Origin of the sequence: Methanoculleus sp. UBA291, from assembly GCF_002499755.1 — an archaeon.
In the GTDB taxonomy this organism is placed as follows: Archaea; Halobacteriota; Methanomicrobia; order Methanomicrobiales; family Methanoculleaceae; genus Methanoculleus; species Methanoculleus palmolei.
Map to the genome: position 1 here is coordinate 45,242 of NZ_DANC01000016.1, position 8,777 is coordinate 54,018.

At 64.6% G+C, this 8,777-nt stretch carries 8 protein-coding genes; 4 read left to right on the forward strand and 4 right to left on the reverse strand.

Going from position 1 to position 8,777, the window contains the following annotated elements; all coding sequences use genetic code 11:
- The first annotated feature begins 109 nt into the window (after positions 1-109).
- Positions 110-3,505: a HEAT repeat domain-containing protein gene (locus tag BP737_RS03565; protein WP_292409179.1), complete on the forward strand. Its 3,396-nt coding sequence runs from the start codon at positions 110-112 to the stop codon at positions 3,503-3,505.
- Between the two features lie 9 nt (positions 3,506-3,514).
- Here BP737_RS03565 and BP737_RS03570 read toward each other — a convergent pair whose 3' ends face one another.
- On the reverse strand, positions 3,515-4,183 hold the full coding sequence (locus BP737_RS03570; protein ID WP_292409177.1) for a flavodoxin family protein: 669 nt from the start codon (positions 4,181-4,183) through the stop codon (positions 3,515-3,517).
- 54 nt (positions 4,184-4,237) lie between these two features.
- Positions 4,238-4,705: an FxLYD domain-containing protein gene (locus BP737_RS03575; protein WP_292409175.1), complete on the reverse strand. Its 468-nt coding sequence runs from the start codon at positions 4,703-4,705 to the stop codon at positions 4,238-4,240.
- Positions 4,706-4,845: 140 nt separating this feature from the next.
- Between BP737_RS03575 and msrB the strand changes: the two genes are divergently transcribed.
- Positions 4,846-5,331, forward strand: coding sequence for a peptide-methionine (R)-S-oxide reductase MsrB (gene msrB, locus BP737_RS03580; protein WP_292409173.1), 486 nt, complete (start codon positions 4,846-4,848; stop codon positions 5,329-5,331).
- Positions 5,332-5,349: 18 nt separating this feature from the next.
- On the opposite strand, the gene BP737_RS03585 is transcribed toward msrB, so the two are convergent.
- Positions 5,350-6,405 (reverse strand): hypothetical protein, encoded by a 1,056-nt coding sequence (locus tag BP737_RS03585; protein WP_292409171.1) that lies wholly within the window; start codon positions 6,403-6,405, stop codon positions 5,350-5,352.
- 89 nt (positions 6,406-6,494) lie between these two features.
- Positions 6,495-7,685, reverse strand: coding sequence for a hypothetical protein (locus BP737_RS03590; protein WP_292409169.1), 1,191 nt, complete (start codon positions 7,683-7,685; stop codon positions 6,495-6,497).
- Between the two features lie 127 nt (positions 7,686-7,812).
- Between BP737_RS03590 and BP737_RS03595 the strand changes: the two genes are divergently transcribed.
- Both BP737_RS03595 and BP737_RS03600 read left to right on the forward strand, forming a co-directional pair.
- On the forward strand, positions 7,813-8,436 hold the full coding sequence (locus BP737_RS03595; protein WP_342685933.1) for a class I SAM-dependent methyltransferase: 624 nt from the start codon (positions 7,813-7,815) through the stop codon (positions 8,434-8,436).
- Between the two features lie 142 nt (positions 8,437-8,578).
- On the forward strand, positions 8,579-8,777 hold a 199-nt coding region (locus tag BP737_RS03600), incomplete at its 3' end, for a hypothetical protein (protein WP_342685934.1).

The following is an 8,777-nucleotide window of genomic DNA, read 5'->3' on the forward strand; positions in this document are numbered from 1 at the left end:
CTCGGGGACGGAATGGAAGGTTTATTGGCCGCAAATAGAAAATATATTTGAATTTGCCGCGTTGTGGCTGAACAGAGGGCTACGGTACGCAGGCTATGGGTAATGGGACATGGCTTTATTTGATAAATTTCTGACGCATATCGAGCGGTTACGGTCGGAGAAGGATTGTCCCGACCTGATCGGGGCACTGGATAGCGAAGATCCCGATTACCGTGCCGCTGCGGCGCAGGCTCTCTGTAAGTCCGGCGCCTCCGCCGTCCCCGATCTCCTTGACGCGCTGGAGAATGCCGGTCCTGCATCACGGGCGCGGATGGCAGAGGCCCTCGCATCGACCGGCGCTTCTTCCGCCCCGCTGCTCCTCGCCCTGATTACCCGGGCAAGCCCCGCCCTGCGGGTATCCATCGGCCGTGCAATCGCAGGAACGCCGTGCGACTCAATGTTTGAGGTCCTCCTGCCCGCACTGCACCATGAGCAGCCGGCCATGCGGTGCGCCGCGGTGTTCGTCCTTCGCGGGATGGGCAGGAAGGCAATCCCGCACCTCGCGGCGGCGCTCCGTGACAAAGACCGTTCGGTCCGGAAGGAGGCGGCAGGTGCGCTCGCCGCACTGCGGTGGACGCCCGACAATCCACTTGAAAAGGTGCAGTTCTACTTCCTCCTGGAAGATTGGGCGGAGCTTGCAAAACTTCAGGGAGCGGCCGTCCCGACCCTCCTCAAGGCCCTCGGCAGCAAGGAGACCCGAATACGGTGCGAGTCCGCACGGACGCTCGGGAAGATCCGTGATCCCCGGGCTATTCCGGGACTGATTGCGGCGGTGGAGGACCCGGAGATGGACGTCCGCATACGCGCCGTTGAGGCGCTCGGGGAGATAGGCGACGACCGGGCGAAACCCCCGCTGGTTGAAGCCCTCCACGATCCCCATCATCAGGTGAGGATGGAGGCGGCCTGGGCGCTCGACCGGCTGGACTGGATTCCGCAAAGCGACATCGAGAGGGCGGATTACCTGATTGCAAGAGAGCAATGGAACGAACTTGTCCGGATGGGGAGACCGGCTATCCCGCCGCTCATCCAGGCTCTGGAGGTCGAGTATTCGGGTGTCCGCACCGGTGCGAGCGAAGCGTTGCGACACCTGGGACAGCCGGCATTCGACGCCCTGAACGCGGCAATGCGGGCGAAAAGCCCTCGACTTCGTGAAGAAGCCCGGAGTGCGCTGGAGTACATCCGGTTGCGCCAGGAGGAAAATTCCCGGATGCGGCCGATCCCGGAAGACCTGTCTGAATACGACAGGGAACTGGAAGAGGCGCTTGCCGCCCGGAAACGGATTGAGGAGCAGTTGGGTCCGATGGCCCGGGCGCACAACCGGCCGCCCCGCAATAGACCCAGACCGCCGGTACAGGAAGAAGCGGTGCAACCCGTTGCCGATGAGAAGGCCGCCGGACCGGAACCCGCCGCCCGGCAGCCCGTCGATGCCGTCGACCTTGATACACTCCTGGAGGAGAGCCGAAGGGCCGAGGAGACGTGGACCGGAGTGAAGGCCAGGATTCGCCAGCGAAAACGGGTTTCTCTCGATGAGATCGTTCCGGCCGGCGATGAGGAGCAGGCGGCCGAAGAAGAGGAGGATGCCGGGAATGATGCTCCTGCCCCCGAAGCATCGGACGCGGCGGTTATGCCCGACCCGGTTCTTCCCGCCGCACCATCGAAGGACGCCCTCGACCCGGTTCCGGAGAGAGCGGCGCTCGAGCGGTACCTCAACGCCCTACAGAGCGATGATGAGGAGATCCGGGCGACGGCTGTTGCGGCGTTGCGCAGTTTCGGGAAGCCGGCGGTTGCGTTTCTGATCCTGGCACTCGCCGACCCGCATCCCGGCGTTCGGATCGCCGCCGCGGAAGGGCTTGGCGAGCTCGGCGATGAAGACGGCGTCGATCCGCTGGTCCGACTCACCGGTGACCCCGAGCGGGACGTCCGCATTGCCGCTGCCGGCGCACTCGGAGGGATCGGGGATTTACGTGCAGTCGGCCCGCTGATTCGTCTGTTTAGCGACGGATACCCCCTGGTCCGGGCCGCTGCTGCTGCAGCTGTTGCGGCGTTCGGCCGGGATGCACTTGAGCCGCTCGCGGCGGCTCTCTCCGACCCGTTGCCGACGGTCCGGCTGACGGCGGCGAGAGCCCTCGGGACCGTCGGAGACCCCCGGGCGATACCGCTCCTTATCGGACACCTGGATGATCCTGCCCGTGAGGTCGGCGTGGTTGCGGCCCGGACCCTCGGGGGGTTCGGGCGCCCTGCCGTCGAACCGCTCTCACTGGTGTTGAGGGAGGGAGGACGGGAGAGACGCCTTGCGGCGGTCGATGCGCTGGCAGGGATCGACTCCGTTCAGGCAAAAGAGGCGTTACAGTACGCCCTGGGCGATGAGGATAATGAGGTCCGGAGTAAAGCCGCCGCTGTGCTTCTGAGGCGGCGGCGCGCGGCGGACGTCCGGCCGGACATCCCCGGCGACCCGTCCCGGCAGGAGGTTAAACCGCTCATTATTGCGCTCAAGAGCAAGTCTCAGGAAGTGCAGGTCTCTGCCGCCACCCGGCTTATCGGGATGGGGCGCCCTGCCGCCGAGGGGCTCATCCTGGCGCTCAAGGACGAGGACCCGGAGTTACGGGCCGCAGCCGCCGGGGTCCTCGGCGAGATGCGGGAGGCGGCGGGCGAGCCGCTCATGAATGCCTTAAACGACACGGACCGGTTCGTCAGGCTCGTTGCTGCCCAGAATCTCGGTAATATCGGAGATAAACAGGCCACCGAAGTCCTGATCGCCTCCCTGCAACGGGAACCCGACCCTGCCGTCCGGGCGGCCGTGGCGGAGGCGCTGGGCTATCTGGGAAGCAGGCAGGCGATAGAGCCGCTGGCCCTGGCACTGCGGGACAGGGACGAGTTTGTCAAGGTTGCCGCTGCCCGGTCGCTCGGTTACATCGGGGACAACCATGCCATTGAGCCGCTTGTCCAGGCGCTCAGCGACGTGGACGACCGGGTCCGGTATGCCGCTCTCGAGGCCCTGAAGGACCCCGGCGGTGGGGTGCAGGGCCGCCTGGTCAGGGCGCTCCGGTCCGGGGACGGAAAGTTTCGTGCCGGGGTTGCCGAAGCACTGGACGCAGGCGGCTGGAAGCCGGAGACCGGCGAAGAAAAGGCGCTTTACCTCATGGCCCTGGACCGGTGGGCCGAGGTGGAACGGGTCGGCCCCGATGCGCTGCCGGTACTTGCCGGGGCGCTCTCCGACCCGTCGATAGAGGTGCGGGCAGGCGCCGTCAGGGTTATTGCCCGGATCGGGGGGGAAGGCGCCGTCGCCCCCCTCATTCTGGCGCTCCGGGACGATACCCCCGTGGTCAGGATGTGGGCAGAACGGGGCCTGATTGATATCGGCGATGCAGCGGCCCCCGCACTCCTCCTCGCGGTCCGCGAGGCGCAGCCGGAGGCGCGCGCGGGGTTGCAGCGGGTCCTCGATGCAATTCGCGCGAAAGGACCGTAAGAAGAGTCCCTAGGACATCCGCCCGGCTGCCTTCCAGTAGTCGTACTCATGGTGCCAGCGATCCTTGTTCGCCGTGATCAGGGCTCGCATACGCTCGAGCATCATGGCGTGGAGTCTCTCCTGCTCCGGGTAGGTCTCCTTATTCGCAATGGCTTCGGCAAGTCTCCTGCCGAGTTCGTAGGCCCTCCCTTCCGCAGGCACGATCGTCTCCGGGTCTCCCCCGAGGACCACACCGACACCTCCCACAGTGTTCGCGCCCAGGGTCTGGAGAACGCCGTTGAGGTACGACACGACCTCATCCGCTCCGGACCCGCCTGCCGTGGCGACGGAGCACCCGTACTTCCCGATGAACATCTGGCAGTGGATGGCATCGGCCATCCGGTCGAAGAGGGTCTTTGTCTGGGCGGTGACGGAGTTGATGTAGTTGGGCGAGCCGAGAACGATGCCGTCGCTTTCGAGCATCGTCTGGTAGAGCCCGGAAAAATCGTCGTCCTTGATACATTCCCCTCGTTCGCAGCAGACCAGGCACCCGTTGCAGTACTCGATCTGGAGTTTGCAGACATCAACGATCTCAACATCGGCTCCGGCGCTCGCGGCTCCGTCGGCGACCGCCCGGACCAGCCGGAGCGTCTGGCTCCGCAAGCCGCGGGGACTTCCGTTGATAGCAACTATTTTCATCTTTTCTCCTCATTCCGAATGTTTGATGGGGTTGTTTCGATCCTATCATGTGTATTACGGGATGTCGTGTGCGACAGTGATCTCGGCGTGGTACTGCCGGTCGCAGTCGCCGGGGAGCGGCTCAACGGTGAAGATCTTCTTCTCGCCCGCCTGGAACCGGGGGGCGAAGCGGGTCTCCGTCGACCGGATCATGCCGTTTTCGTCGTCAATGAGCATGAACCGGATGACGACGTTTCTTCCGGGAGCATCGCCGGTGTTGGTCACCGTTCCCGTCGCAACCCAGTAACAGGACGTGTCGGTACGGAAATGCTTCTCCAGCGCGGTGATGGCGGCTGAGAACGACGGCTCTGGCCCGGCAGGCGAGTAGGTGGCATGAGCGGTCTGTGTTCCCTCCGGCGTCGGGGTGGGCGCTTCGGGTCCCGGGGGTGCCTCCGTACAACCTGCCACGGCAGCAGTGCCGGCAAGAGAGGCGAAGAGCAGAAGGCTCACGAGGATCTTTTTCGCAACGGACGTATCCTGCATGCTGATTCATCGTCCCGGAGGCTATATAACGGATATGGAAATGTATCCGGGACCCCCGACCCGCCCACCCGGACAGGGACTGGGGAAACGATTTATAGGCATTAAGAATAAGTGGCCGGCTGGAACCTGGAGGAGTGCTGATGAGCGAGAACGCCGCAAAAACCCTCGGGACGGTGAAGGTCTGCAACGCCGTGACCGGCAAGGTGGAAGAGGTCGAGAGAGTCGTCAAATCGGACGAGGAGTGGCGGCGCCAGCTGACGCCGGAGCAGTTCTCTGTCGCCCGGAAGGAGGGCACGGAGCCGGCGTTCACCGGGGAGTACTGGAACTCTACAGAGGACGGGCTGTACGTCTGCGTCTGCTGCGGCAACCACCTCTTCTCCTCAACGACAAAGTTCGAATCGGGCACAGGCTGGCCGAGTTTCTGGAAACCAGTATCGGACCTGAACATAAAGACAGAGCCCGACACCCGGTTCTCCATGGTCCGGACCGGGGTGCTCTGCAGCCGATGCGACGCCCACCTCGGGCATGTCTTTGACGACGGGCCGCCCCCGACCTCTATGCGCTACTGCATGAATTCGGCATCGCTCCGGTTCGTGCGGCGGGAGGCCCTCTCACGGCAGGGGTGAGAAGCCTGCCGTGAGGGGTCATGGCGTCCCGCCGAGGCGCCAGACCGGGCTGTCTTTACCGATCTTCGCCTGGAGGTAGGCGCGGGCCGGGTCCAGGTCCTCCGGGACCTCGAAGAAGAGGTATCCCGTCACGGTCTCGCCCCGATCGAGAGCGACCCTGGAGTATGACCCCCCCTGGTTGGTCGGGCCGGGCGATGCAAGCGGACGATAGGTCTCGGCGGCGTAGTGAAGGGTAAAAGCGCTCTCCGGCGGCGTCTGGAAGCGGGTGTTGGTGCCGTCTCCCCGATGACCGAGGTGCGTCGCCTTGACAGCGACCATGAGGTAGACCTTTCCCGGCTCCGCAGCGTACTGCACCGGTTTCGTACCGGAGGTCTGGAACGCGTGCGACCAGGTTATCGGGCCGGCGATCAACGAGGCGGAGTTCTCCCGGCGGGCATCGTCGTAGCAGAACCGTTCACCGGGCTGGAGAGCGTCGGGAAACGCGGGAACGGGCTCCTCATCGAGGCTCATCGGGCCAGCGGCCGGGTTGTCTTCAGGGGAACGGCTGCAGTCCTGCAGGGCGTCGGAGAGGCGTTCGGTCCCGATAGCCAGGCGGTTCAGCGCATCGCCAGTCACGCTCCGGTTCACGGGGATGCCCCCGCAAAGCAGGGTGCCTGCTGCGGCGAACTCGTCGAGCGCAGCGATAAATTGTGAGCGCACAGGCTCGTTTTCGGGGGAGATCTCGAGATCGGCGGCCGCGGTGGAGAGGTTCTCCACGAGAGAAGAGAGTTCGCCCGCCCGGTCCCGGAGCGCCGCGTCGTCTCGTACATGTATGGCATGTATCTGCTCCACCGAGAGTCCCAGGAGCGGGATACCGGCCCTGGCTATAAGCGACTCCAGCCTCTCGTCGTCGCTCACCGGTTCGGCGAGGAGGTCCGCAACGTTCTCCGACCCCGCTTCGAAACCGGAGCCGTTCTCGGGAGCGCCGCTTTCCTCCGTCGATGAAGAAGGAGGGACCGCCGCGCATACCGCCGGGAAGAGAATCAGGGCGGCCATCATCGTCCCGATACAGCCGGCTATGATCAGTGCCGTCATACGGGGGTATCTCAGCGTCACAAGGAGGATATCGTGCCCGGAAAAGATATGGATTGCGATTACGGCGCCTCCGCGTCGGGGGAGCCGGTTCAGGGAGCCGATCCCAGCGTCCTTCCAAGCGCCCAGACGGGCGACGCGTCGCCGCCGAGGTCCACGCGGACAGAGCATTCGTCGAGCGGGAGCGCCGCCGGCACGTCGAAGACGATATATCCTGCCTTTTTCTCGTACCGGTTCAGCGTTGCCGCGGCGTAGGGTTCACCGAGAGACGTCCTGTCTGAGAGTTTTACCGGGGCGTAGGTCGTGTTGCGGTAATGGAGGGTGAAAGCCTGGAGGTCCGGCGTCCGCACGGTGTATACCCTGTTCTCTCCTCTATGGCCCAGGTTCGTGGCTTTCACCTCGACGAGCAGGAACATCCTTCCGGGCTCCGCCACGACCGCTTCTCCGCTCCCGTCGAGAAGGTGGTACATACCGGTGCCCACCGTCGATTCCAGCATCAGGGAGATGTCGTTTGCGCGAGACCGGTCTTCGTAGATATACCGTTGCAGGAGCGCCAGTTCTTTGCCGGGAGCGGCCGGCCGGGGCAGGGAGAGGTTGACCGCCGCAATCTCCCCCGGCGCCTCCAGCACGGGGTACTGCAGGCATCCGAATGCCTCCCGGAGACGGTTCGACCCCTGCCGGTTTGCTTCGAGGGCGGTATCCACCATTGTCCTGTTGAGGGGAGCATCTCCCTGCAGAGCCTCTCCGGCCGCTACGTACGAGCCGAGGGCAAGGGCGAACGAGTCGTTCAGGCCGCTCCGGTCGTCGGAAATACGAAGCGCCGAAGACTCCTTGAGAAGGTCCGCCGCGAACGTCCGGAGCGCCGCGGCACTCTCCTTTGCCGGTTTCTCATCCCAGGCCTGGAGGGCGTAGACGTTCTGCACCGAGAGGAGCATGAGCGATATGCTGTTCTCTTCCACCAGTCGGGCGAGTTCGTCGTCGTCGTACTCAGGGACAGGTGCCGGGGTGTTTTCGGTCTCGTTTTCGGTCTTGTTCTCGTCCGGGACCGCCGGTTCATCCGCTGTCCCCGGCACGGACCCGGGAGTGAGGTTCAGGGGGTGGCTGCTGGAAACCCGCTCCTCAATCCCGGCGAGGACGGCGGAGAGGTCCCGGACATCGGATGGCTGCCCGGAACCGGCCGAGACCGGGTCGGCGGCGTCGGGAGGCACCGGGGAGGGGGCAAAGAGGACGCCCGTAAAGACCACGAGGGCCAGTATCATTGCAACGGCATCTGAGGAGTCCACGAGGGTATAATCTTCTTTTCGTAACGCAAAAACCTTCCCTGAAGCCTGGTGCACCGAACGGGTCCCGGATGGACGCCGCGCGAGCGGCACGAAAGATTATCTTTCGACGGCACCGACCTCTGGACCTGTGACCGTTCAATCGTCTCCCTGGGACGAAGACTACCGGAGGCGGGGAAACCTCTGGGGAGGAGCGCCGGCGCCGCTCCCGGACCTTCCGGCCGGTGCCGCCGTCCTTGAGGTCGGCTGCGGAAACGGCAAGACTCTCGGGGCGCTTATCCGAAGATCCGCGCGCGTGGCCGCGATCGATCTTTCTCCCCGTGCCGTCGCCCTCGCCCGGCGGCACCCTGATGCGGCATCGGCCTCTTTCGCCGTCGCCGATGCCCGGTGCCTGCCGTTTTGCGCAGAAACGTTTGATGCGGTCTTCCTGGTCCACATCGCCGGTCACCTGCCCGGGCCGGGCCGTCGAGCCGTAGCAGCCGAGGTCTGCCGGGTGCTCGGGACCGGTGGGACGGCTTTCTTCCGGGGCTTTTCCGTTGAGGATATGCGCGCCGGGAAGGGAACGGAGACGGAGCCGCAGACGTTCCGGAGGGGCGATGGCATCCTCACCCACTACTTCACCGAGGATGAGGTGCGGGAACTCTTTGCACCGCTCGTCCCGGTCTCGATCCGGACGCACCGCTGGCGGATGCGGGTCAGGGGCCGGGACCTCCCCCGGGCCGAGATCGAGGGGTTCTTCCGGAAGGCGGAGTAGGTGGACCGGGAGGTTTTCATGCAGCGGGACGATCCTCGGTGGGTGTGGTTTGTGCCTGACGGGGCTGGAATCTGGAAGTTTCTCTCAACTGCAACTTTCAGGTTTGGATCTCAAATAGGGTGCAGATTCACACACATGCTGCTTGAACTTCAGCAGGAGCGGTCTTTACTACGGCATCGTTTCCTCGTTTGTACAAACCATACACGGATTTCTATCGAATATCGCCATGGGGGTGGGGATGGGGGAGGGGGTCTCCCCCTCCCCTGCAACCAAATCCTCCTGCTCGCATAACATGGGGTACACAGTGGGGATGGGGGGCGGAGAGCAGTTCAGCGACTGCG

Coding starts and splice junctions, on each gene's coding strand:
- BP737_RS03565 (WP_292409179.1), top strand. CDS start 110: ATGGCTTTATTTGATAAATTTCTGACGCATATCGAGCGGTTACGGTCG.
- BP737_RS03570 (WP_292409177.1), bottom strand. CDS start 4,183: ATGAAAATAGTTGCTATCAACGGAAGTCCCCGCGGCTTGCGGAGCCAG.
- BP737_RS03575 (WP_292409175.1), bottom strand. CDS start 4,705: ATGCAGGATACGTCCGTTGCGAAAAAGATCCTCGTGAGCCTTCTGCTC.
- msrB (WP_292409173.1), top strand. CDS start 4,846: ATGAGCGAGAACGCCGCAAAAACCCTCGGGACGGTGAAGGTCTGCAAC.
- BP737_RS03585 (WP_292409171.1), bottom strand. CDS start 6,405: ATGACGGCACTGATCATAGCCGGCTGTATCGGGACGATGATGGCCGCC.